A 26,647-nucleotide genomic window follows, 5' to 3' on the forward strand; every position below is an offset into this window, starting at 1 on the left:
CCCATTAAGTAAATTATGTAAATGCAAGAGCATCTCAGAATCCAACTGGTGAATTCCGGCATGCTCTTACATAAATGATTACAACGACACGTAACTCAAATCTTCAGTGTAATCATCGCATGTTAAATGGTACGACTATTAAACACTTACCTAACTGTTAAAAATTATTTTTAGGATGGTTAATCATTTTCTCTAATGTCTCTGTACTAGTTGGTTTCCATTGGAAATCTAATCGTTCTAACACGAAGTTTGTTTTATAATCTAAGATTTCAAAATGTGATTTGTTAAACAATGTATTATCTAAAATACCAGTGTGTAATAAGAAGTCATTGATTTCATCACTCATTACACCTTGTTCGATACACTGCATCAAGTAATCCATAAAGTCATTCCACTGAATATCATCAATACGATGATTGTTGTCGTTATAGACGTCCATCAAAGTTTTCAATGATAATAATTGATTGTTATAAATATGGTGCGTTTCGTTACGTAGTTGATTATTTAAAATCAACTTGTTGCACGCTTGTGCTGCTTGATCAACAGGTGTGAAATCAACATCATCATGTGCTAAGTTAGGGAATTTTTGTAACTTTTTAAATGATTTGATAATACTATAAAAGGCATTATTTTCTTCATTTTTTTGGAAAATACCTGTTTCAGAATCACATTGTAAATTACCTAAACGGTAAATATTCGTTTCTACACCTTCGTCACGATATGCTACTAAGCGTTTTTCAGCTTCAATTTTCCCATCTAAATATACGTTATTCGGTTTTTGGCCTAAATCAATATCATCTTCCGAGAACGTCACTTGTTTTTTGTCTTCGATATGACCAGAAGCAATAGACATCGTTGACATATGATGGATTTCTTTTAGTTTTTGGTCTTTGGCAAAATCAACTATATTATTTATTGCATTAACATTCGTGTCATAAGACGAAGCTTCCGTGGCAAAGTGATTAACATTAGCTGCAGCATTAATAATAATATCGATGTTGTTTGCTAAATAATCATAAGTTTGCGTTGCAAAGCCTAGGCCATCCGCTTCAATATTACCTTCCACTAAATGAATACGACTAGTATCTGCTGAATTCAATTGAGCATTGAAGTAATACTGCCAATTATTGTTAAGTTTTGATTCACCACTTAACTCATTACTATTACGCACCATGACATAAATAGTAAAATCTGTGCGCGCAAGTAAATCTTTTAAGACATGAATACCAAAGTACCCTGTAGCACCTGTTAACAATACTTTTTTATCTCGTTTAACCGCAGTTTTATCAATAGCTTGATATTGCTGAGCACTTTTCTCTTTGTAGTCATTTACTTCTTTCATAAAGTCGCTGCTGAAACGATGTTCATGCTCTACTGTTACTTCTTTTAAAGCACTCAATTTAGCCATAATATTAGTATCTGCACGTTCGATTAATGCTTTACTAATACTTTCAACGGTCTGTAATTCGAAAATATCTTTAATAGAAATATTATATGATTTAGAGAGTAGCGACGTTAATTTAATAGCTTTAATTGAATCTCCGCCAATTTCAAAGAAACTGTCCTGAATGCTCACGCGTTCTCTGTCCAATACTGTTTCAAACGCTTCAGCGACTGTAGTTTCCATATCATTGCTTGGTTCAATATAAGTAGCACTTTCGACTTCAATTTCTGGTAATGCTTTCTTATTCAACTTACCATTTACTGTTACTGGTAACGCATCTAATTGCATCATATAAGCTGGCACCATATATTCTGGTAATTGCTGATTTAATGCTACTTTAATAGCTTCAAAATCTAATGTTTCTTCGGCAACGAGATACGCACATAGCGCTAAATCAGAACCAGCCATTGGTTTAGCAACAACTGCAACATTAGTAATTGCACTCATTTTACCTAAGACACTTTCAATTTCTCCCAGTTCAATACGATAGCCACGGATTTTCACTTGTTCATCCATACGACCTAAGTATTCCACCATTCCGTCGCCACGCCATTTTGCTAAGTCACCAGTACGGTAAAGTTTACCGTCGCCAAATGGATTATCAATGAATTTTTCAGCAGTTAAATCAGGGCGATTTAAATAGCCTCTTGTTACAGCGATACCGCTAATACATAGTTCTCCCGGAACACCGATACCCATCAACTTATTATCTTCATTTATCACATGTGCGTGTACGTTTGCAATTGGATTACCAATTGGTATCACTTCATGTGTCTTACCATGAGGGACAGGATAGTGTAACATCTCAATCGATGCTTCTGTTGGTCCATACAAGTCGACGAGTAATGTATTATTTCTTTTTCCAATTACAGTGTTAAATTCATTTGCAAGTACAGGTTTAAGCGCTTCACCTGTTGCTAACAATGTTTCTAATGATGCTAAGCTAGGTACATTGTCCGTCGATTTAATGTAATCGATAAAGCCACCTAACATTGAAGGCACAAAGTGAACCATCGTCACATGATGATCATGAATTAAGTTCATAATCTTCTCTGGATTCACTTCTTCACCACTCGGAAGTAGTACAGCTTGGCCACCAACCATTGCCCAACCGAAAATTTCCCACACTGATACGTCGAATGTAAATGGTGTTTTGAATAATATAATGTCACTTTCATCGAAATTATATTTATCAATCATCCAATTCAGGCGATTAAGGACACCTTCGTATGGTACAAGGACACCTTTAGGTTTGCCAGTTGTACCAGATGTATAAATTACATACATAAGGTTCGACACATCTGTGACATGCGGTAAATTATCTTTTGGTAATGTAGTTAAATCTGTAGTTAATAGGTCAATAACAGTATTATCATAAGCTAATTCACTATTAAGTGTATGGTCTGTTAATAAGATGTCTGGTTGACTATCTTCTAACATGAACTCAATACGCTCAACTGGATAATTTGGATCGACTGGCACATAAGCGCCACCTGCTTTTAAGATACCGAAAATACCAACCATCATCTCTAAACGGCGATATGTCATAAGACCTACAAGATCATCTGGCTGTACGCCTAATTCACGTAAACGATATGCAAGTTGATTCGCTCTTGAGTTTAACTCACTATACGTTAAACTTTCTCCTTCATACGTAACTGCCGTCTGTTGTGGTGTTTGTGCCACTTGTGCTTCAAATCGTTCTACAAACGTTTGCGAATTATTCAACGATTCAGCCGTATCATTAAAGACTTCAAAGATTTCAGTTTGTTCTGCTGCGGTAATAATTTCAATTTCTCCAATATTAAGTTGTGGATTTTGCGTAACATTTTTTAAGATTTCCATGTAATGTCCGAGCATACGTTGCACTGTTTCAGCATCAAACAACTCTTGACCGTATTCTAATAACACTTTATACGTGTCGCCTTCTTCGATAGTCATATTCAAATCAAATTTCGCATTGGTGTTTGTTGCTTCTTTAGTTTCAATGTTCCAATCTTCAATGTCTATGCTCTGTTTGTCATTATTTTGTAGTGTGAATAGTACGTCGAATAATGGATTACGTGTTAAGTCACGGTTTTCCACAATTTCATCTACCAACGCTTCAAGTGGATACTCTTGATTATCAAATGCTTGTAACGACGTTTCTTTGAGTTCGGCCAATAATTGATTAAATGTTTTTTGTCGTGTTGGATAGCCACGCATTGCTAACGTATTAACGAACATTCCTAACATACTTTCAGTATCCTTATGTGTCCGTCCTGAAATTGGACTACCGATGACGATATCTTCTTGACGACTATATTTGTGTAATAACACCATAAACGATGATAATAAAATCATATAATCAGTACTACCTGTTTCTTGTGCTAATTGATGGATGTCTTGAGTGATTTTCGCTGGCACATCCACTGAGACTGTCCCACCAATAAAGCTTTGTTTATTTGGACGCGCACGATCATAAGGCAAATCAAGTACTGGTGCTTCTTCTTCAAATTGAGCTAACCAGAAAGCACGTTGTGCACTCATATCGCGATTGTGCATCCACTCACTATAATCTTTATATTGTACTGTCAATGGTGTTAATGCTTGGTTTTGATATAATGCAGAGAATTCTTTCATAATTAAATTAATAGAAAAACCATCTGAAATAATATGGTGCATATCAAAGAGTAAAATATAATGCTGCTCTGCTTGTTTCACAATTTTCACGCGTAACAATGGTGCTTGCGCTAAATCAAATGGTTTTACAAAATCCTCTAATAAAGCATCATAATCAGGATTAGCATTTTCTTCATAATCCACTGCGATTTCTGCTTGCTCATTAATAATTTGTACTGGCTCGCCATCAATCGCTTCGAAATGTGTGCGTAATGATTCATGACGGTCAATTAACGCTTGGAATGCCTCTTGTACACGCTCTACATCAACGTTCCCATGAATTTCTAAAATGCTCGGCATATTGTATGCTGTTTGACCAGATACCATTTCATTTAACACATATAAACGTTTTTGTGGTGATGATGCATAGTAATGTGCTTTATGTTCAGCCGGAGCAATCGCTTGAGTATGGGCTTTGTCACTACTATTGAGTACTACTTTTGCAAGTTGGGCTGCAGTAGGATTCTCAAAAATTGCTTTAAGTGGCAGTCTTACCCCTAGATGACTTTCAATTTCATTGACTACACTTATTGCTTTTAATGAATGTCCGCCAATTTCAAAGAAATCATCATATACACTGACTTGTTCTAAATGTAAAACAGTTTCAAAAGCCTGAGTGATACTTGCTTCTTCTGGTGTTGTTGGTGCAACATAAGCCTTTGTTTCTACTTTAATATCTGGTAATGCTTTTTTATTTAATTTACCATTGGCTGTTACAGGCAATTGTTCAAGTTGCGTCATAAAAGTCGGTACCATATAACTTGGTAGCTTTTGTCCAAGTGTTGCTTTAATCGTTTCTATATCAATCGCATCATCTGACACTAGATATGCACAAATTGATAATTCGTCACCAACGACTGCTTTGGCGATGACAGCCACATCCGAAATCCCATCGACTTGACCTAAAGTACTTTCGATTTCACCAAGTTCAATACGATACCCACGGATTTTTACTTGTTCGTCAATACGTCCAAGATATTCAACATTACCTTCTGCACTCCACTTCGCTAAATCACCGGTACGGTACAATTTACCTTCACCAAATGGATTATCTATAAATTTTTCTTGCGTTAAATCAGGTCTATTTAAATAACCATCTGTGACACCTACACCACCGATACATAACTCGCCGGGAACACCGATCCCCATTAAGTTATTATCTTCATTCATAATATATGCTTGAATGTTAGCAATTGGCTTACCGATTGGAATAGTGTCATACGTTTGTCCAGCATGACATGGGTAATAAATAACCTCAATTGATGCTTCTGTCGGACCATATAAATCAAGTAACAAAGTATTATTTGGTGTACCAATAATCGTGTTAAATTGATTTACTTGTTCTGGTTTTAACGCTTCACCACTTGCGAGTACGTGATTAACTGAAGCGATAGCTTGTTGCTTATTCGTATTTTTAATAAAGTCGATAAAGACCCCAAGCATTGACGGTACAAAGTGCACCATTGTAATGAGATGATGTTCTAAGAGTGCGGCAATTTTTTCTGGATTACTTTCTTCACCTGAAGGTAGTAGTACAGCTTGACCGCCAACCATTGCCCATCCAAAGATTTCCCATACCGACACATCAAACGTAAATGGTGTTTTAAATAACACAGTATCATGCGCACTGAAGTGATATTTATCTATCATCCAATTCAGGCGATTCATAACACCTTTGTATGGTACCATTACACCTTTCGGCTTACCTGTTGTGCCCGACGTATAAATGACATACATTAAGTCTGTCACATCAGTGGCATGTGGTAGATTTGTTTTGGCTTGGTTCTCATATACGGCTGAATCTGTTAAATTAATAACTTGTTGGTCATAATCAATCGAAGCGTTTAAATTATGATCTGTTAATAAGACGTCCGGTTGGCTATCTCCTAAAATATAATTCACACGATCACTAGGATAGTTAGGATCTACTGGTACATAAGCACCACCAGCTTTCAAAATACCGTATATACCAATCATCATTTCTAAACGACGGTTTGTCATTAAACCAACTAAATGATTTGCTGCTACACCTTGTGCTCGTAACACACGCGCTAATTGATTCGCACGTTCGTTTAATTCACGATACGTTAAGCTTGCGCCTTCATACATAATTGCAGTTTGTTCAGGTGTTTTCGCCACTTGTGCTTCAAAGCGTTCGACAAATGTTTGTGTATTATTTAAGTTAACTTGTGTGTCGTTAAAATCATTAAAAATTGTCGTTTTTTCTGACTCTGTAACTATGTTAATGTCACTAATTTTTTGTTCAGGATTTGTCGTGATATTACCTAAAATTTCGAAGAAGTGCCCAAGCATACGTTGAATCGTTGCCTCTTCAAATAATTCACTCGCATATTCTAATGACACATCATAGTGTTCACCATCTTCTATAGTCATACTCAAATCAAACTTCGCATCTGTATGTGTAGCCGCCTTAGGTTCAATCGCCCAATTATTGATTTCTAATTTTTGTTGTTCATTATTTTGTAACGTAAATAAGACATCAAACAACGGATTTCGCGTTAAATCACGTTTTTCTACAATTTCATCTACTAAAGCTTCAAGTGGGTATTCTTGATTATCAAACGCTTTTATAGATGCATCTTTCGTTTCAGACAACAATTGGTTAAAGGATTTATTACGTTCAGGATAACCACGCATAGCTAATGTATTAACAAACATCCCTAACATATTTTCAGTATCTTTGTGTGTACGTCCGGAAATTGGACTACCGATCACCACATCTTCTTGGCGACTATATTTGTGTAATAATACCATGAATGACGTTAGTAAAATCATATAATCTGTACTGCCTGTTGTTTGCGCTAACTGACTAATAGCACTACGTGTTTCATCAGGCATACGCACTGTAATAGAACGCCCATCAAAATTTTGTTTATTCGGTCTAGCATGGTCATAAGGTAAATCTAAAACGGGTGCTTCCTCTTTAAATTGTTCTAACCAATAAGTACGTTGACTCGTTAAATCACGTGTGTGCATCCATTCACTATAATCTTTGTATTGCACTTTTAATTCTTCTAATGCATAACCTTGATAAAGTGCTGAAAATTCTTTGATGATAATATTAATTGATAAACCATCAGAAATAATATGATGCATATCAAATAATAAAATAAAACGCTGTTCTGCACATTTAACGATTTTCACTCTCAGTAACGGTGCTTGTGCTAAATTAAATGGACGTACAAAAGCCGTTAACAAACTATCATAATCTTCAGTATGTGCTACTTCGTAATCTACGCTAATCGTCGCTTGTTCTTCAATGACTTGTACTGGTTCGCCGTCTATCGTCTCAAAATGTGTTCTTAACGCTTCGTGTCTATTAAACAGTGTTTGGAAAGCCTCTTGTACACGTGTGATATCAACATCCCCACGTATTTCTAACATACTTGGCATATTATAAGCCGTTGGACTATCCGTCATCTCATGTAACACATAAAGTCGTTTTTGTGGTGATGACGTCAGATAATAAGGTTTGTCTGTAGCTTGTGGAATGTCATGTCCTGCAGTCTCTTTGGCTTGCGCTTCAACGACTGTGGCTAATTGCGCTACACTTGGATGTTCAAAGATAGCTTTTAATGGTAATCGTATACCCATACGACTTTCTATATCATTAATTACACTAATTGCTCTTAAAGAATGTCCACCAATTTCAAAGAAACTATCTTGCACACTAACTTGCGGTGCATTCAACACTTGAGCAAAAGTTTTGGCTATTTCAGCCTCCATATCCGTCGATGGTGCAACATACGTTTTTGTTTCTATTTTAATGTCAGGCAATGCTTTTTTATTTAATTTACCGTTAGCTGTTACTGGTAATTGTTCTAATTGCATCATGTAGGACGGAATCATATATTCCGGTAACTTTTTCGCTAAAAGTGACTTAGTACTATTAAAATCAAGTGCCTCTTCAGACGCCAAATAAGCACAAATTGCCAACTCAGAACCTTGAACTGGCTTGGCCACTACTGCAACATCCGATACATTATCCATTTGTCGTAATAAACTTTCGATTTCCCCAAGCTCAATTCGATAACCACGTATTTTTACTTGTTCATCGATACGTCCGATGTACTCTATATTGCCATCTTCGCTCCATTTAGCTAAATCGCCTGTTCGATATAATTTACCTTCACCATAAGGATTATCGATAAATTGTTCGGCTGTTAATTCAGGACGGTTTAAATAACCATCTGTGACTCCAACTCCACCTATACACAGCTCGCCTGCTACACCAATACCTAATAAATTATTATCTTCATTCAAAATTAAAGCTTGAATATTGGCAATGGGCTTACCGATAGGTATTGTGTCATAGATTTTATCGGCGTGACATGGGTAATAAATAACTTCTATAGATGTTTCAGTTGGTCCGTATAAATCGATAAGCAACGTCTCATTAGGACTACCAATACGCTCATTGAAACGATTAACGTGTTCAGTTTTCAACGCTTCACCACTCGCCAAAACATTATTCACTGAAGATATAGCTGCGACATTGTTAGACGCTTTAATAAAATCAATAAAGACACTTAACATTGATGGCACAAAGTGAACCATCGTAATATCATGTTGTTCAATAAGTTTTGTAATTTTTGCCGGATTACTTTCTTCACCTGAAGGTAATAATACTGCTTGACCTCCGACCATAGCCCAACCAAAAATTTCCCAAACGGATACATCAAATGTAAATGGTGTTTTAAACAACACTTTTTCTTGTTCACTTACGTTAAACTCATCAATCATCCAATTCAAGCGATTGATTACACCTTTATAAGGTACCATCACGCCTTTAGGTTTCCCAGTTGTACCAGATGTATAAATGACATACATTAAGTCTGAAACTTGAGTCACATGGGGTAAATTTTCTGTTGGTAGCGACGATAAAGTACTATCCGTTGTTAAATCAATCACATGTCCATTATAAGTAATTGCCTCATCGATGGATCGATCCGTTAACAACACCTTAGGTTGACTGTCCTCTAAAATATAATTAATACGCTCACTAGGATTATTCGGATCAATAGGTACATAAGCACCTCCAGCTTTTAAAATGCCATAAATACCAATCATCATTTCTAAATATCGATTGGTCATAATGCCTACAAAATCATTGGGTTTAATATTGGCATCACGTAATTTTACTGCCAACTGGTTCGCACGTTCATTTAACTCATTATATGATAAACTCGTACCTTCATAAGTGATGGCAGTTTTCGTTGGTGTTAGTGCAACCTGTCTTTCAAAGCGTTCTACAAATGTTTGACTATTATCTAACGCTCTCGCAGTATCATTAAAAGTGTGTAAAATTTGTTGTTTTTCTTCCGGTGTCACAATTTCAATATCACTAATTTTTTGTTCCGGATTATTTATCATACTATTCAAAACATTTTGAATAGTATCGTGCAATTGACATACTTCTCGATCATTCAAAGCATCAATTTGGTAATCATAATCAATATCCAAACCATTTTTACTACTTCTATTACTGATATTTAAACTTAACGGTGCGTTATTCGTCCCCGAATCTAACCATTCATCCGAAAAGCCATCTTCAATAAATTCCGTATTATATTGTGTATTTTGGAAAGACACGAAGCAATCCAACAAACCTTTTTTGTTACCGCTATCTTCGACAATATAATCATACGGATATTTTCTATGTTTAAGTAGATTAAACGTTTCTAGTTTTATTTTATTTAGATACTCTGTGATTGATAGATCTTTGTCGACTTCCACAATCATTGGTAATACTCTTGAATAGACTCCAGTAGTAATCTTTTCTTTTTTACTATCTCTATTATGTATGAGTAAACCAACGGAATTTGTCTGTGACAACGTTTGTTTATATTTTAAAATAAGCATCACTGAGGAATATAAATTACTAATACTTATTTGATTATTTTCACAAAAATCTTTAATTCGTTTTGTGTCTGCGTTTGATAAGCTAAAGCTTCGACGCTTACCTACTGCACTATCCAATGTTGTCTTTTCAAATAGGGTATTATTTTCAAAATTTTCAAGCTTTTCTAGCCAAAATTGTTTATCTTTATTAAAACGAGGAGATTGTTCATATTTTGTTTCAGTTGCGATTGTATCTAAATACGAGGCACGTGCATCTTTCTCTGTATTTTTGCCCGCTAACTTTCGTATCAAAAAATTCACAGCAAGTGTCATACTCCAACCATCACTTATTAAATGGTGTTGTAATAAAAATAGCCCATTATGACCTTCTGGAAATCTAAGTAAGACGCATTTAAATAACTGTTCATCTAACTCAAAGATATTTTTTCTCGCTGTTTCATTACGCCATTTATTGTAACCGACTTCGTCTTCGAAGAAATCTAAATACGGATAGTCATGATATTGAAAGTCTGTAACATATTGTTTATATTCACCGTCATGTCGTGTAACTTGCAGTCGAAAACTATCATGACTTTCAACCAATGCGTTAAATGCTGCATTGATTTCTGCATATTCAAGACCATTACGCATGTGCATAATTCCCGCAATGTTGTTAATACTTGTGTTTTCATAGTACTGTTCTATCTGTAGTATTTCATTTTGTGCATAAGACAATAATTTTGTTTCCATCTATTTTAATAAGCCTCCTATCAATTGGATACATCTTCAATATTAATATTCTTTTAACATCTTTTCAAATCATTAATAAAACATAATACATTAAGATATAATAATAATTATCCTGTTTTGTATTTTTTAAAACTTTTAATTTCTAAAATATTTGTATATTAATGTTTTGTTAATTTTATTAAAATTGCATATAATTTGTGTTAAAACTTATTAACTCCAGCCACGTTTTATAAGTGATGTAATATGTAACTTTCCATCTGAATATTCATAATTTTAATAACGCGACATCGCTACTAAAACTCGTACAATAGTTGTTTTATTCAATGAAGAACAATTTGAACACAAAAAAAGCGTATATCTTCACACACTGAAGACATACGCTTTAAATTGCATTACTTTACACACAATTTACACACACGATAATGCAATTTTTCACACTTTAAAAATCTTTTAATTTATTGCTCTTGTAAATTCACACAAAATACAGAGCTTAGAACGGTAAGTCATCATCACTGATATCAATCGGTCCATTTGCATTCGCAAAAGGATTATCAGATTGACCTGAGTTTGATGAATTGTTGTTGTTATTATTTTGATAAGATGACGTGTTTTGACCTGCTTGTTGACCACCAAAACCTTGTCCATAATCTTGGAAATTATTACCGGAAGACTGATTGTGACGTTGGTTTTGATTTTTCGGTTCAAGGAATTGAACGCTGTCACAAACAACTTCAGTGACAAACACACGACGCCCTTCTTGGTTTTCATAGTTACGTGATTGTATGCGACCGTCAACGCCAGCTAAACTACCTTTTGATAAGTAATTATTCACATTTTCTGCTTGTTTTCTAAAAACTACACAGTTAATGAAATCTGCTTCGCGTTCCCCTTGCGCATTTGTAAACGTACGATTTACTGCTAAAGTAAAAGTCGCAACGCTCACGCCTGAGGGTGTTGTTCTATATTCTGGATCCTTTGTTAAACGACCTACTAAAACAACTCTGTTTATCATTTAAGCGCCCCCAATTATTTTCTTGTCTTATCTTCGTCTTCACGGATAACGATGTAACGAATAATATCGTCAGAGATTTTAGCCAAACGTTGGAATTCGTCTGTAGCTTCGTTACCTTCTGTTTGAATACGAACTAAGTTGTAGTAACCTTCAGTGAAATCGTTGATTTCATAAGCTAAACGACGTTTACCTTGATCTTTTGCTTCTAGGACTTCTGATCCGTTTGAAGCTAAAATACCGTTGAAACGCTCAACTACTGCTTTCTTAGCATCTTCTTCAATATTTGGACGAACGATGTACATAATTTCATATGTTCTCATTTTATAATTGCACCTCCTTGTGGTCTATACGGCCTATCAATAAAAACAATAGGCAAGGAATAATTTTCATTACTCACAATCAAGAATTATAGCATAAGCTTTTACAATTTACAATAATACGAAAGGTGACAATCTACTTGAATTAATATTTTCTTGCTGTTAATAACGATTATTTTATTTCTGAATTAATTAATTTTCTTTACACTTTAATCTTGTACGAAGTAAGGTTGCGAAAAAATCTAATTATTTTAGCATGAGCTTTGTCAGAAATTTATGACACCATTAATTACATATTCAACAATTCACTATAGCAAACTAAAGGAGTACTTTTATGATTTCGTTTTTGAAAAAAAGCATCGTCGCAACAACAGTGCTAGCCAGTGCACCACTCGCTAGTGCGACAGTTTATGCGGCCGACGAAGATTCATCACATCGTGGCACAATGGGCGCTGGATATGAAAACTATCTCAAAGAACATCCAATGGCAACACAAAATAACAGTGTGACACGAGAAGCAGGCGGAGCAAAAAGCGACAATCGCGTTTTAGACATTTCTGAATGGCAAGGAGAGTTAACTGCCAATCAAGTTAAAGCATTGAAAGCAAACTATGACTTCATTATCATTCGTGCCCAATACGGTTCTGAAACTGAAGATGCTGCACTCGAACATAATTCAGCACTACTCGATAAATATAATTTAGATTTTGGCGTCTATTCATATAGTATGTATGAAAATCCAGACGATGCACGCTATGAAGCTCGAACACTTCACAACCGTGCACCCAAAGCTGAATTTTATGTCAATGATTTAGAAGAAAATAGTGTCACTTCTGGTGGCGTGGAGCAAAGTACTAAAGCTTGGTACGATGAAATGAAAAGCCTAGCAGGAAATCATAAAGTACTTTTCTATTCATACGAAAACTTTATCAATGAAAATGTTCCACAAGCACCTAATAATTATGACGGTGTTTGGTTGGCTAATTATAATGAGCAACAACCATCTACGAATCATGCCTTATGGCAATACACCGATGAACATTATTCTGAAGAATTAGATCAAAAAGTCGATGCCAATTATATCTCGTCTGGTGTCAGCAGCGAATGGTTCACGTCGTAAACACTCCAAAATAATACCACTACAACAACACCTCCCATTTCACTATTGCAACTTGGGAGGTGTTTTATGTACTTTGATATTAAAAAAGCTCCTGACATAATCAGGAACTTTTGAAAATTTTATACGTTGAATCTAAAGTGAACAACGTCACCGTCTTGCATGATGTAATCTTTACCTTCTAAACGTTGTTTACCCGCTTCTTTGGCACCATGCTCACCATTAAATTCTACATAGTCATCATAACTCGTTACTTCTGCACGGATGAACCCGCGTTCAAAATCTGTATGGATGATGCCCGCACATTGTGGTGCTGTCATTCCCGTCTTAAAGGTCCAGGCACGTACTTCTTCAACACCTGCTGTGAAATATGTTGCTAAGCCTAATAGATTATATGTTGTACGTATTAAAATATCTAAACCTGGTTCCTCGATACCTAAATCTTCAAGGAACATTGCTCTATCATCATCATCTAATGTAGCAATTTCTTCTTCGATTTTAGCACTGATTACAATAACTTCTGATCCTTCTTTACTTGCGTATTCACGGATAGCCTTAACTTTTTCATTATCTTCGTCACCAATTTCATTTTCACCAACATTGGCGATATATAACATATCTTTTGACGTTAATAATTGTGCTTGGTTAATATATTTTTGGTCTTCTTCATTAAATTCTAAACTACGTACTGGACGACCTTCTTCTAATGCTTCTTTTACTGTAGTTAATATACGTACTTCATTAACTGCATTTTTGTCTTTTTGTCTTGCCATTTTCTCAAGTTTCGGCAAACGTTTTTCCACTGATTCTAAATCAGCTAAAATTAATTCCATATTAATAACTTCAATGTCATCAATAGGATCTACACGTCCAGAAACGTGCGTAACATTATCATCATCAAAAGCACGCACTACTTGGCATATTGCATCAACTTCGCGAATATGAGATAAGAATTTATTCCCTAATCCTTCACCTTTTGAAGCACCTTTCACGATACCTGCAATATCAGTGAATTCAAATGTAGTTGGTATAGTCTTTTTAGGTTGTACCATCTCTGTTAATACATTCAATCTATTATCCGGTACTTCTACAATACCTACGTTAGGGTCGATTGTTGCGAATGGGTAGTTAGCTGCCAATGCGCCAGCCTTTGTAATTGCATTAAATAGAGTAGATTTCCCTACGTTAGGTAAGCCTACGATACCTGCTGTTAAAGCCATTAGTCATTCTCCTTTTCATCAGTTACTTGATAAGACTCAAGTACTTTTTTTAATTTTTTATTGAACGTTTGTCTAGGAATCATAATACTGCGTTGACAATTTTCACATTTAATTCGGATGTCTGCGCCCATACGAATGATTTTAAAACGATTCGTACCACATGCATGTTGCTTTTTCATTTCTACTATATCATTCAGACCGTATTTAGCTGTCATTCTGTCACACCTCCGAAGTTATTGTGCTTGATTTGGGTTACTCGAGTCATATTGTACCATGGCTGGTTGCGGTGTTTTAATACCTTTTAATTTGAAAAATTGTTGAATTTCTTTACGTAAAATACGCGCACCTGAGAAGCCTTCACCAGGTATCGTTTCTGCTGAAATACGAATCAATACTTCATCTCTCGTAATGGAATCGACACCTACGAATTCTGGAGTAGTAATGAATAAGTAATATTTAGAACGCATTGAAGTAAATAATTCATTTAATAATGTTTCCACACGATCTATATCTTCATCAATTGCCACAGGCATCATCACAATCGCTGTACCATTTGATACTGAAAAGTTAGTAATCTCTCCCATACTACCGTTTGGTAAGATTGTTAATTCGCCACTTATCGTATTAATACGCGTTGAACGTAATCCAATTGCTTTTACAGTTCCTTCAGCTACAGTTGTTCCGGCACTATTAATTTTAACATAATCGCCAACATCAAATTGGTTTTCAAAAATAATAAAGAACCCAGTAATGATGTCTTTAACAATTGTTTGCGCACCAAAACCAACAGCTAAACCAACAACACCAGCACTGGCAATTATACCTTCTACGCTAATACCAAACTTACTAAGAATAGTAGTAATGACTATAAACCATACTACATATGAAGCAATATTTTGTACTAGTGAAATTAATGTCTGTGAGCGTTTTTTATTGGCATTTCTGCCTTTGTTTTGCACTTTAAAAAATTGTTCTATCACTTTATTAATAATACGTATCGCAAACCAAGCAACGACAATATATATTACTACCATAATAATGTTAGATATTAAGGTTTGATACGTCTCAACTTTGGTTAAAGGTTCAAACAAAGATGCTAATACGCTTTTAATTTGATTCAATGCTATGTCCTCCCTGACTTAATGTTACTGTCTATTGTACGTGTTTTCGTTCAGTTGCAACTCCAACTTGGGTTTTAAATTAACACTCCCCTGAGACTAAAATATCCAACGTGTGCTAAAACATACTCGCCTATTATAGCAAGAATCAACTATGCGATAAAGCATCGCACACAAAATCCTTTACATTAGCAAACATTCTATATTTAAATGAGCATATACGATACGTTGTATACCAACAAAGGAGTGAACGTCGATGAAATCAATCTTATTAGTCGGCCAGTCAAATATGGCAGGACGCGGATTTATGACAGAGGTCGAACCTATTATTAACGAGCGCATTAAAGTATTAAAAAACGGACGTTGGCAATTTATGGAAGAACCTATTCACCAAGATAGAGCAGTCGCCGGTATTGGACCTGCCGCTGCCTTCGCACAATTATGGGTAGAGGCGCATCCAAATGAAACACTAGGTCTCATCCCTTGCGCAGATGGTGGCACCTCTATAGACGACTGGGCACCTGATCAAATATTGACACGACATGCCATATCTGAAGCGCATTTTGCAATGGAAACAAGTGAACTCATTGGCGTGTTATGGCATCAAGGCGAAAATGATAGTAATAATGATAAATTTCAAAACTACCAAGAGAAATTACAGCAGTTTATCGCACATATGCGTCATGCATTAGATCAACCTGACCTCCCCTTTATTGTCGGTGGTCTAGGAGATTATTTAGGACAATCTGGTTTCGGCCAAAGTACAACACAATACCAAGAAATCAATCAAATTATACAATCAGTGAGCAACTCAGATCCATACTGCTATTTCGTAACTGGACAAGGATTACGCCCTAACCCAGATGGTATACACATTAACGCGCGTTCCCAAAGAATTTTTGGTATACGTTATTATCATGCATTTTCACAACTCAAAGATGTGTTGTCACCATTACCAAATGAAGCATCACTTTTATCCACTTTGTATAAAGAGACCTATAGTAAAAACGAGCAGATGTATCTTCAATTGGCGGCGATGGGTAAAAATGAAATCACTTTTGAGCATTTCTCTCAACAAATGGCTGCAATAAACAAAGATACACCATAAGATAAAAATCAACTCACAGAGAGCAACAAACAGCTTCAAGACACACACTTATAAAGTCTGTCTATTACTATGTATGCATAAGAAGAAGTACAATTGTAACTTTATAGTCGATACAATTAAAAGCTGGGACAAGTTCATACATGTCCCAGCTTTTTTATAAAATTATCAATAATAATATATTAAGACTATAATCTAAACTAAATCGTTACAATACCTAAGCAAATTGCGATAATTAACATTATAATTGAGAATCCCCACACCCAGAAAAAGGCGTATTTAATATATTTACCCATATTAATTTCAGCAAGACCAACTGCTAACCAAACTGCTGGTGCAAATGGACTCACAAACGTACCGATAACATTTCCAATCATCAGTGCAAAAGCTGTAGATTCTGTAGGCACATTAAACTGGCCTGCAGTAGACTCTACAATTGGTAATATTGCAAAATAATATGCATCTGTACTAGTTAATAAATCTAAAGGTACACCTAACATACCAACTATAATATGTAAGTATGTTCCGACAGCTGTTGGTAATATCGTAATTAATGATAATGCTATGGCTTTTAACATTCCCGTTTCATTTAAAATACCTAAAAACACAGCTGCTGCTAAAATTACTGCTGCCATCATTAAAGCATTTGGTGCATGGGCACGTATACGTTCCATTTGATAGTCTACATTTCTAAAGTTAAGCGGTAGTGCAATCGCCACACCAATCATAAACGCCAACTCAGGTGGAACTATATCTAAGAGCATCATAGCGACAATAATTATAGTTAAAATTAAATTAAGCCATAAAATATATTTATGTTTAGCCGCTTCACCTATAATAGGAGAATTTTCATTTTGTTGTTGCTCATAACCCTCAACAATACTTTGAATATCTATTTTTTCCCTATCCATATCACTATAACTACGGGCAATTTTTCTTTTTTCTCGCATACCTAGGAACATCGCAAATAATACGACTAACACAATACCGATTAATTGTAATGGAATGACTTGATACCACAGGTCATTAATATTGTCGACGCCAATAACTGACGCTGTCCTAGCCATTGGGCCACCCCATGGGACCATATTAATGATTGCAGCACTTAGGGCTAACAATAATACTAATAAATACGGACTCATTTTTAGTGCACGATATAAAGGTAATAATGCGGGTATTGCTAATAAAAATGTTGTTGCTCCTGCACCATCTAACTGTGCACATGTTCCAATTAGTGCGGTCACAACAGCCACAATAATAACATTGCCTCGCGTAAATTTAATCATTACTTTTACAAATGGTCTAAATAATCCGCTATCAGAAATAATACCAAAATAAATAATAGCGAAAATAAACATAATAGCAACATTAAAAACTTGGTCAATTCCGGAATCCACATATTTTCGAATATCCCCAAACCCATGACCAATCAATAATGCACCAACAATAGGAATAAGTATCATTCCTACTACTGGACTTATCTTTTTAATGATTAACAAAGTGACTATTGAAACAATAATCAATAAACCCACTATAGTTAACAACGTACTTGATTCTTCCATGTTACATCCCCCTACACGTAAGCGCTTTCTTACATTTATAAAAAAAGTTACCTTTCATTAGCGAAAAGTAACTTTTTTTATAAATAAACCATAATGCCAATATAAAATAAAACGCTTTAAATTATATTTGCATAATATATTTAGGGTTATAGATACAGAATGAACATAATTCTATCTATAATATATTGGCTACAAAAACATGAAATTCAATTTATTATACTACTTGTGTTATAGTAGTTTAAAAATTTATAGAAGGAGTATACTATATGAAGCCCCTATAACTTTCACTTTTATTGAGAGAATATTTTTATGTTTAGGGATCCTAAGCTTTCTTTTAAATTTAAGTATTTCATTCAACATTTTACAGTTTCCACACTTTATAGCTATGCTTTGCTTAAGCGTCACTTTTATTTGCTTCGGTATAGTAGCATTCAATAGGCATTCGATATTTATCGGTATTAGTTTTTTTATAATAGCACTATGTCTTGTAGCTTTTATTGTATTTACAACTTATTAGTAGGCAAAGTTGTAACAGCTAAAATAAGTGGTTTGGCTGAATTGGATTTCATTATTTCTGATGACGACCTCACTCAAAATATGGATAAAAATATAATAAAGTACTTTAATTTAATTTAAGTCAGCTTTTATTATTTTTATGTTAAGTATCCTTTTACTATTTATAACATAGAACAATTTGGGTATAGCTTACTATGGTAGTAATTTTTAACTAGAAGATGAGGGTGAAGATGATGCAGCGTAATAATAACTTTAACGAATATCCTAAAATTTTAAAGATCGAAGACGATGGAACTATTATTGCATTAGATAAACACGGTAAGGTTAATACTGATTTAAACACACATAGTGTTACGGACGAGCAACAGTACGATATCTTTGGAGAAGTATTATACAGCCCTTATAGTCGTATCCAAAAATACCAACAATCCTATGCGCATGATTCACATGATCCGAACCACTTAAAATCAGAAGCCCATTATAATCAACGCGATCGAGAACGAGAATTACAATTACTGGAAGAAAATAAAAAAACCAAACGTAAAAATACGTGGCTCGGTTTAAGTGCTATTATTTTGTTACTTATCGTAGGTGTTTTTGCCGTAACAGCATTTTTCAACTCACGTGATGACGGACAACAAAATCAAACAGAGCAAGCACAAACTGATAATCAAAACCAAAACGATGCTGGCCAAGGTGAAAATGTTAATTTCGAACATCAAAATAGTAAAATTGAAAGCCAAATCCAAACAATTAAAGATGATATAAGTAATGGAAATGATGAAACAGAATCTAAACTGCAATCATTACAAGATAAAGTAGATAGTCTTAAACAAGAAGCTGATTCATCCACGACAGAAAATTTAGCCGATAAATATCAAAGTACTGTAAACAACTTAGAGCAAGCTAAAGATCAACAAGAAAATGGCAACAGTGATCAAATGCAAGAAGAGCTCGATAAAGTAAATAACAAGTTAGATGATATTAAAGATAAATTTTCATCTTTCTTTGATAATAACAAACAAGAAGACTTTGAAAATAAAGAAAGTTAATCCTCCTGCACCGTTTGCATTGGCAACGGTGCAGTTGCTGTAATTCATCTTAAAAAAAGCAAAGTATCACCACCGGTAGTCTGAAGTCAGACAACGCTAAGGCTACCCTACAGTAACCGACAGAAAATAGCTAACATTTTTATAACGCTTATATTTCCACTTACTTCTATCTATATTTTAATGCTTACTTGCTAAGTACTTATTAGTACTTGATAGACCAACAAAATAATACATAGCTCTTTCATAGTAAAGGGAGTGGGACAGAAATCTGTTTTTGAAAAAATGATTTCGTCTTCCCACTCCGGCAAGGTTGACTAGCCTTGAAACAAGCTTGATTTGAAGCGCATTTTCAATGCAGTCAGCTACTGCCAATATGAAAAAAGACTAGGACAATCAATATTGTCCCAGTCTCTTGTTAGTCATATTATTTAATTTGTCGCTTTTTAACATTTAAGACATTTACAACATCTTGAATGTACGCACCTTTCAAATGATAACTGAATCGGTAAATGAGGTAACTTAAAAAGACGCTGATTATAGGTAATGCAATCATGATGATACGTAAACCATTTTTCGTAAAGTCACTTTGCTGTTGACCAGCTTGATAACCAAATAAGTCTAATCCCCATCCGGTAAATAGTGCCGCTACTGCCATAGCAGTTTTCATCAAGAACGTTTGAGTTGATGTAATAACACTTTCATTCCTTTGACCAAATTTCAATTCACTATAATCAATAACATCTGCAATCGATACTGTAATAATACCCATGATTAAACCGGTACCTGTCTTAATAAATATAGTACCTACAATTACTGGTATCATAGCAGAGGGCGATACATAACTTGCAATTAAAAAAATGATTAAGCCTATGGATAATGATACTGCTGCTATCGGAAACACATGTTCACGTGACAGCCATTTTGCTAATTTAGGAAACATCAATAATGCAAGGATTTCTACAAAGCCTACACCATTATACAGTGCAAACAATGCCTTAGATTCTGCCACATAACTAAAATAATATATTGCGACATTGCCTAGTAATTGAATACTTAAAAAGAAAGTTACTAAAATACCGATATAAGCGAGTAACTCTTTATTCATGAATAAAATACGCCAAATATCTTTAAAACGCAATGTAATGCCTGTATCAATATTTGTCGGCGCTTCATAAACATTACGTACAGTTATTATGATTGCAATTATAAATACGATAGCAATGATGACTGTCATAATAAAGAAACCTACAGATTGCTCTCCGCCTCCAAAGTGGTGAGCAAAAAATGCTACAACTGTTAAACCTGCAGTACCAACAATCATATTGGCTAAACTAGCAAACACACAAGGAATGATAGATACTTCCTCTCGTTCTGTTGGATCGTTAGTTAAATTAGGTAACCAAGACCAATATGGCACATCCATCATCGTATAAGTCATCCCCCACAAAATATAAAACACTGAAACATATATATACAGACTTGTGCCAGACAATCCAAAATCGCTAAATAAAATGATGGTTATCACCGCATTAATAATAGTACCAATCACTAACCACGGCCTAAATTTGCCCCATTTGGTTTTAGTTTTATCTACAATCATGCCCATAACCGGATCATTAATTGCATCCCAAATACGTGCGACAAAAAACAGCGTTCCTACAAAACTTGCTGCCACTCCTAATACGTCCGTAAAATAAAACATTAAGAAGGTACCCGTTAGACCTACTACTAAATCTTTACCAAAAGCACCAATACCAAAAGAATACTTTGCTTTTCGGGTTACTTGTCTATCCAAAAAACCACCCCTTAAGTTCTACTAGCTTTTAATATTGTTAAAGCTAGGCATAATAGTTCTTTGTGTACCTTTTCAAAGCTCTCGCTGATATTAGTCGAACTTTGGTAGCCAATCGCCATGAGCTGTAATTAAATCATCACATAATGCAATAATGTCATCGATTGATAATTCTGCTGCTGTATGAGGATCTAACATTGCTGCTTGGTATATTTTTTCTTTTTTCTGAGTCAATGCCGCTTCAATAGTCAATAATTGCGTGTTAATATTCGTTCTATTTAATGCTGCGAGTTGTTCTGGTAACGCACCAATATAAGTCGGTGCAATGCCACTACTATCCACTAAACACGGTACTTCTACTACAGCATTTTCTGGTAAATTACTAATTAAACCACCAGTATTTAAAACGTTGCCTCCAATTTTAAACGGTTGATTCGTTTCCATTGCTTCAATGATATACGAGCCATATTCATGTGAACGTTCATGCTCTAAATTTTTATTATTCACCATATCATCACGCATTTGTTCCCATTCTGTTATTTGATTGACACAACGACGTGGGTATTCATCCAATGGTATATTGAAACGCTCTATCAATTCTGGATATTGGCTTTTAATAAAATAAGGATGATATTCGGCATTATGTTCTGAAGACTCAGTAATATAATAGCCAAATTTATCCATGAGTTCGAAACGCACCATATCATCATGTGGCTGTTGCTGTTTTGCTTTCGCTCGTTGTTTAATTTCCGGATACAAATCTTTACCATTACGAGTAATTTCAAGCAACCATGCCATGTGATTGATGCCCGCTATTTTATGCTGAATTCCATCTGTTGGCATATCCAAAGACATTAATAAATCATTAGCACAAACTTGAACACTGTGGCATAATCCAACTGTTTTAATCCCTTCTTGCAACATAATATTTGTTAACACTGCCATAGGATTTGTGTAATTTAAAAACCAAGCATCTGGACATACTTCTTTCATATCTTGAGCAAATGCTTGCATTACTGGAATCGTTCTTAAATTACGGAAAATACCTCCAATGCCTAATGTATCAGCAATTGTTTGACGTAAGCCGTATTGTTTAGGAACTTCAAAATCTGTAATAGTAGCTGGATCATATCCTCCCACTTGGATTGCGTTAATAACATATTTAGCATCGTGTAAAGCTTCTTTACGATTATGGTACGCACGTATTGTGACACCAGCATTTAAATTGCTTTTCAAATTATTTAACATTCGTTCGGAATCTTCTAATCGTTGTTCATCTATGTCATATAATGCAAATTCAAAATCTTGTAATGCGTCAACAGTCATACAGTCTCCTAATACATTCTTAGTAAACACAGTACTTCCTGCACCTAAAAACGTAATCTTTTTCATATTACTGCCTCCTAAATATAAGTTTAATATTGCGATTTCACAAGTTGCTCACAGTTACTTGAACTTTTAATTTATTGTCTTCATTTGCTGTAAATACAATATCTTATATTCAGATTAGTGAATATTCTGACAACTAGCAATCGTAAATTATTTTGAAAAGGGTATAATATTGCGCTATTAATCAATGAATAATTTATCTACAGGCATCACTTTATTATTTTTGCGATAACTACCTGGCGTTACACCAATTACCTTCTTAAAAACTTTGCTGAAGTAATTACTAGACCTAAAACCCACTCGTGTAGCAATTTCTGCTACTGACAATTCACTAGTAATTAATAATTGAACACTGACACGTATACGTATTTGCGTTAAATACTGTATTGGTGTTACTTTCATCGCTGAGTTAAATTGACGGGTAAAGTAATATTTAGAGAGTTGTGTCACCGCTACAACGTCGTCTAACGATAAATCTTCATAATAATATTTTTCTATGTAGCGTATTGCTTTATTAATTGGCGAGTCATGTCCCGTCCCCACGCGTTGACCATATTCTAAATACTCCAGACATTTCATCACAAACGTATAAGCACGGGCAGAAGATTCGTAACCGTGATGAATACCTATATTTTCTATTTTTTCTAATGTTTCAATGATAAATTGTATTGGTGCTGCATGAAGTGGTAATTGTATAATTGGTCCAGCAGTAGTTTGTATTTTTTCAAAGAGCGTAGCTGCCATATTTCCATATATTGTAAAATACAAAAACTCCCATTGCTCAGAATCATGCGGTAAGTAATAACAATGGTCACTAGGTACTTTCACAAAAAAGGCATCGCCTTGCCTTAACTCATAATATTGTTGACCAATTCGTATTGCGCCCTTCCCACTTAACGTATATTGAAAAATATAAACATCTTGCTCAGTTCGTTGTAACCCATCCCACCGATAATCATGATGTTGTCTAATTTCATAACCTGTCGTTTGTAATCCTGCTACTGTTTCTTGAAAATCACCTTTCAAACGAAAGCCATATGTATTAGGCGTTAATGCAATTTTCATACAACCACTCCCTATTTTCATATCTACTACTATCGATTATTATTACATTAACATTACCATTAACTGCTCATTAAAATAATGTGATGATATTCGCACAATTTAATAATTTTGAAACCTTTATGACTTTCCTTTTATTTACTTGAACAATTAATACAATAGTTTAATAATTAAGTTAGATAAATAAGGAGGTCATATTATGTTAACTCAAAAAGAAATTAGTACTATTAAAGACACGGTACCTTTACTAAAAGAAGAAGGACAAACAATTACCTCGAAATTTTATAAACGCTTATTTGAAACACATCCAGAATTAAAAAATGTTTTTAACCAAACAAACCAGAAAAAAGGTTTACAATCTTCAGCACTAGCTATGGCCGTTTTAGCAGCTGCCGATAATATCGATGATTTGTCACCTATCGTTCCTGCTATTATGCCAGTAGTATATAAACACTGCGCTTTACAAGTAAAACCGGAACACTATCCCATTGTTGGAGAAAATTTATTATGGGCTATTAAAGAAGTGACTGGATTGACAGATGATAGTGAAGTTATCCAAACGTGGGGCAAAGCATATCAAGCAATTGCAGATGCATTTATCGGTTTAGAACAAGAAGTTTACAGTAACATGGCTTGGGACGGCTTCCAGCCATTCAAAGTCACAGACATTAAAGAACAAACAGAGATCATAAAATCATTCACAATTACATCAGAAAATATAGATTTAAGTCAGTTTGTACCTGGTCAATATATTACGGTTGACGTAGCCAGTGACAAATTACCGTACAGAGCTAAACGTCATTATTCTATTGTTGATGGTGATACAAACTATTTAACATTTGGTGTAAGACGCGATGTAACTGAAGGTCATGAAGGTGAAGTTTCAACAATTTTACATGATGAAGTAACTATTGGTGATACTTTAAATATATCGGCACCGGTTGGTGGTTTCGGTTTAGCCGATAACAATAATAAACAATTATTCTTAGGTTCTGGTGTAGGAGTGACACCTTTAGTATCAATGTACCGCGAAGCAGCAAATAAACAATTAGCAGCTACATTTATTCAAGTTACATCTAATGACAATAATGTAGCATTTGAACAAGAATTGAACGACATTAATAACTCTGTTGCACAAGGTGAATTCAAAACTCATTTTAGAGATGTTGATGGCTTTATCGATTCTAAACAATTACAAGAGTATGTAGATGCAAACACTGAAATTTACATCTGTGGTGGTAATTCGTTCCTAAACTCAATGATTATGCAACTACAAACATTAGATATACCACAAGAAAATGTTCACTTTGAAACGTTTATTCCAAGATTAAGCTTTTCTGCTTCTTCACAAGCTTAACTAAAATATCGTTATAATAGTGGCTTTTACGCGAAAACACTTGATTGCTTATGTTATTTTAAGGGAATTCCATATTTTCAGATTTATAATAGGTAAACAACCTTATAAAATTGATATTACTATTAATTAGTTTACGCATTCAATAAACATCGTCACACTTCAAACTAACTCTAATATCACTAAAAGATGTAAGGCGATGTTTTAAACTCATAACAGACGGGAGATTAGTATTTCACGATACTAATCTCCTTTTTGTTTGAATAGCAATATAATAATTGTAACTAAGTTTCATTTGTACTACAGGTGGTATCGGATTAATAATGACACTTTTGGAGGTGCTTTATGAACTTAGTTGATTTTCATAAAGAAATAAAAGGATACGTACAACAGCGTCAACCTGGTATCGAAAAAGATATGCAGCCGAAACCCATTTCTGAATTTGATGACTATCAAGCAGGCAGAAAATTACAAGGTAAAGTCGCACTCATTACTGGAGGCGATTCTGGTATTGGTCGTGCGATAGCAACGCTTTATGCTAAAGAAGGTGCTCATGTCGCCATAGGTTATTATGACGAGCATAGCGATGCTGATGACATTGTTGCTTATATTAAAGCTTTTGGAGTGACAGCTAAAGCTTATGCACATGATTTAAAAAGCGTAGCTGACTCTCAAGCATTAATTCAACAAGTAATTACCGATTTCGGCCAACTCAACATTTTAGTAAATAATGGTGGTGTCCAATTCCCACAAGATCACTTTGCTGACATCACACCGGAGCAAATTAAAGAAACATTTGAGACTAATATTTTTGGTATGATGTTTTTATCTCAAGCAGCTGAACCTCACCTCTCATCAGGCGATGCTATAATTAATACAACGAGTGTGACAGCTTATCGTGGTTCCGGTCATTTAATAGATTACGCTGCCACTAAAGGCGCAATCGTAGCATTTACACGTTCACTTGCTACAAGCTTGGTTGAAAAAGGGATACGGGTCAACGCTGTAGCTCCTGGTCCTATTTATACGCCACTCATCCCTGCAACTTTTAGCCAAGACAAAGTCGAACACCAAGGTGATGACACACCGATGGGGAGACGAGGACAGCCAGCAGAGCTAGCACCTACTTATGTTTTCTTAGCTTCTTACGCTGATAGCTCTTACATTACTGGACAAGTTATTCACGTGAATGGCGGAGACTATATTACAAGTTAAGTATCATTAATTTGTTGCTGTTTAGACGTCTAACCCCTTTTTTCCATCAAACTTAACAACAATAGTTATATCGTATAATAAAAGCGCATTGCCCCTTCT

At 34.9% G+C, this 26,647-nt stretch carries 15 protein-coding genes; 5 read left to right on the plus strand and 10 right to left on the minus strand.

Annotated elements, in window-relative coordinates:
• Window positions 1-157 precede the first annotated feature (157 nt).
• The 3 genes from MUA37_RS12710 to rpsF all read right to left on the minus strand — a co-directional run bounded on the left by MUA37_RS12710 (window position 158) and on the right by rpsF (window position 12,049).
• Window positions 158-10,717, minus strand: a complete 10,560-nt coding sequence (locus tag MUA37_RS12710) for a non-ribosomal peptide synthetase (RefSeq protein WP_262624687.1) — start codon at window positions 10,715-10,717, stop codon at window positions 158-160.
• Between the two features lie 490 nt (window positions 10,718-11,207).
• Window positions 11,208-11,729: a single-stranded DNA-binding protein gene (ssb, locus tag MUA37_RS12715; protein WP_002509650.1), complete on the minus strand. Its 522-nt coding sequence runs from the start codon at window positions 11,727-11,729 to the stop codon at window positions 11,208-11,210.
• A 14-nt stretch (window positions 11,730-11,743) separates the two neighbouring features.
• Entirely contained in the window at window positions 11,744-12,049 is a 306-nt protein-coding gene (rpsF, locus tag MUA37_RS12720; RefSeq protein WP_002509651.1) for a 30S ribosomal protein S6, read from the minus strand.
• Between the two features lie 331 nt (window positions 12,050-12,380).
• Here rpsF and MUA37_RS12725 point away from each other — a divergent pair, with 331 nt between their 5' ends.
• Window positions 12,381-13,166 carry a GH25 family lysozyme gene (locus tag MUA37_RS12725; RefSeq protein ID WP_262624688.1) on the plus strand — a complete coding sequence of 262 codons (786 nt, stop codon included), beginning with the start codon at window positions 12,381-12,383 and terminating at the stop codon, window positions 13,164-13,166.
• Between the two features lie 119 nt (window positions 13,167-13,285).
• On the opposite strand, the gene ychF is transcribed toward MUA37_RS12725, so the two are convergent.
• The 3 genes from ychF to MUA37_RS12740 are packed head-to-tail and all read right to left on the minus strand — an operon-like array spanning window position 13,286 to window position 15,504.
• A complete protein-coding gene (gene ychF / locus MUA37_RS12730; RefSeq protein WP_107373828.1) occupies window positions 13,286-14,383 on the minus strand; it encodes a redox-regulated ATPase YchF in 1,098 nt (365 codons plus the stop codon).
• The gene (locus MUA37_RS12735; protein WP_142020034.1) at window positions 14,383-14,598 is read right to left on the minus strand and encodes a DUF951 domain-containing protein; all 216 of its coding nucleotides are present in this window, start codon (window positions 14,596-14,598) and stop codon (window positions 14,383-14,385) included. The genes ychF and MUA37_RS12735 overlap by 1 nt, the downstream gene beginning before the upstream one ends.
• A gap of 18 nt (window positions 14,599-14,616) precedes the next feature.
• Window positions 14,617-15,504, minus strand: a complete 888-nt coding sequence (locus MUA37_RS12740; RefSeq protein WP_002509655.1) for a mechanosensitive ion channel family protein — start codon at window positions 15,502-15,504, stop codon at window positions 14,617-14,619.
• 253 nt (window positions 15,505-15,757) lie between these two features.
• Here MUA37_RS12740 and MUA37_RS12745 point away from each other — a divergent pair, with 253 nt between their 5' ends.
• Entirely contained in the window at window positions 15,758-16,609 is an 852-nt protein-coding gene (locus MUA37_RS12745) for a sialate O-acetylesterase (protein ID WP_262624689.1), read from the plus strand.
• A gap of 197 nt (window positions 16,610-16,806) precedes the next feature.
• Here the strand turns inward: MUA37_RS12745 and MUA37_RS12750 are convergent, their stop codons facing one another.
• Window positions 16,807-18,168, minus strand: coding sequence for a CitMHS family transporter (locus tag MUA37_RS12750; RefSeq protein WP_262624690.1), 1,362 nt, complete (start codon window positions 18,166-18,168; stop codon window positions 16,807-16,809).
• A 746-nt stretch (window positions 18,169-18,914) separates the two neighbouring features.
• Here MUA37_RS12750 and MUA37_RS12755 point away from each other — a divergent pair.
• Window positions 18,915-19,736: a hypothetical protein gene (locus MUA37_RS12755; protein WP_227006484.1), complete on the plus strand. Its 822-nt coding sequence runs from the start codon at window positions 18,915-18,917 to the stop codon at window positions 19,734-19,736.
• 424 nt (window positions 19,737-20,160) lie between these two features.
• Here MUA37_RS12755 and melB read toward each other — a convergent pair whose 3' ends face one another.
• The 3 genes from melB to MUA37_RS12770 all read right to left on the minus strand — a co-directional run bounded on the left by melB (window position 20,161) and on the right by MUA37_RS12770 (window position 23,982).
• Window positions 20,161-21,531, minus strand: coding sequence for a melibiose:sodium transporter MelB (melB, locus tag MUA37_RS12760; protein WP_262624691.1), 1,371 nt, complete (start codon window positions 21,529-21,531; stop codon window positions 20,161-20,163).
• Between the two features lie 90 nt (window positions 21,532-21,621).
• The gene (gene melA, locus MUA37_RS12765) at window positions 21,622-22,920 is read right to left on the minus strand and encodes an alpha-glucosidase/alpha-galactosidase (RefSeq protein WP_002509660.1); all 1,299 of its coding nucleotides are present in this window, start codon (window positions 22,918-22,920) and stop codon (window positions 21,622-21,624) included.
• 177 nt (window positions 22,921-23,097) lie between these two features.
• Window positions 23,098-23,982, minus strand: coding sequence for an AraC family transcriptional regulator (locus tag MUA37_RS12770; protein ID WP_262624692.1), 885 nt, complete (start codon window positions 23,980-23,982; stop codon window positions 23,098-23,100).
• Window positions 23,983-24,178: 196 nt separating this feature from the next.
• On the opposite strand from MUA37_RS12770, the gene MUA37_RS12775 reads away from it, so the two are divergent.
• Entirely contained in the window at window positions 24,179-25,336 is a 1,158-nt protein-coding gene (locus MUA37_RS12775; RefSeq protein WP_262624693.1) for a globin domain-containing protein, read from the plus strand.
• Between the two features lie 342 nt (window positions 25,337-25,678).
• Window positions 25,679-26,548 (plus strand): SDR family oxidoreductase, encoded by an 870-nt coding sequence (locus MUA37_RS12780; protein WP_262624694.1) that lies wholly within the window; start codon window positions 25,679-25,681, stop codon window positions 26,546-26,548.
• Window positions 26,549-26,647 lie beyond the last annotated feature (99 nt).

This window comes from Staphylococcus arlettae, from assembly GCF_025560845.1.
In the GTDB taxonomy this organism is placed as follows: domain Bacteria; phylum Bacillota; class Bacilli; order Staphylococcales; family Staphylococcaceae; genus Staphylococcus; species Staphylococcus arlettae.

Bases quoted from the DNA above. Each gene is read 5' to 3' on its own strand.
- rpsF (WP_002509651.1), bottom strand. From the start codon at position 12,049: ATGAGAACATATGAAATTATGTACATCGTTCGTCCAAATATTGAAGAA.
- MUA37_RS12735 (WP_142020034.1), bottom strand. From the start codon at position 14,598: ATGACAGCTAAATACGGTCTGAATGATATAGTAGAAATGAAAAAGCAA.
- MUA37_RS12775 (WP_262624693.1), top strand. From the start codon at position 24,179: ATGTTAACTCAAAAAGAAATTAGTACTATTAAAGACACGGTACCTTTA.
- MUA37_RS12780 (WP_262624694.1), top strand. From the start codon at position 25,679: ATGAACTTAGTTGATTTTCATAAAGAAATAAAAGGATACGTACAACAG.
- MUA37_RS12745 (WP_262624689.1), top strand. From the start codon at position 15,758: ATGAAATCAATCTTATTAGTCGGCCAGTCAAATATGGCAGGACGCGGA.
- MUA37_RS12770 (WP_262624692.1), bottom strand. From the start codon at position 23,982: ATGAAAATTGCATTAACGCCTAATACATATGGCTTTCGTTTGAAAGGT.
- MUA37_RS12710 (WP_262624687.1), bottom strand. From the start codon at position 10,717: ATGGAAACAAAATTATTGTCTTATGCACAAAATGAAATACTACAGATA.
- MUA37_RS12725 (WP_262624688.1), top strand. From the start codon at position 12,381: ATGATTTCGTTTTTGAAAAAAAGCATCGTCGCAACAACAGTGCTAGCC.
- melA (WP_002509660.1), bottom strand. From the start codon at position 22,920: ATGAAAAAGATTACGTTTTTAGGTGCAGGAAGTACTGTGTTTACTAAG.
- ychF (WP_107373828.1), bottom strand. From the start codon at position 14,383: ATGGCTTTAACAGCAGGTATCGTAGGCTTACCTAACGTAGGGAAATCT.
- MUA37_RS12750 (WP_262624690.1), bottom strand. From the start codon at position 18,168: ATGGAAGAATCAAGTACGTTGTTAACTATAGTGGGTTTATTGATTATT.
- MUA37_RS12755 (WP_227006484.1), top strand. From the start codon at position 18,915: ATGATGCAGCGTAATAATAACTTTAACGAATATCCTAAAATTTTAAAG.
- ssb (WP_002509650.1), bottom strand. From the start codon at position 11,729: ATGATAAACAGAGTTGTTTTAGTAGGTCGTTTAACAAAGGATCCAGAA.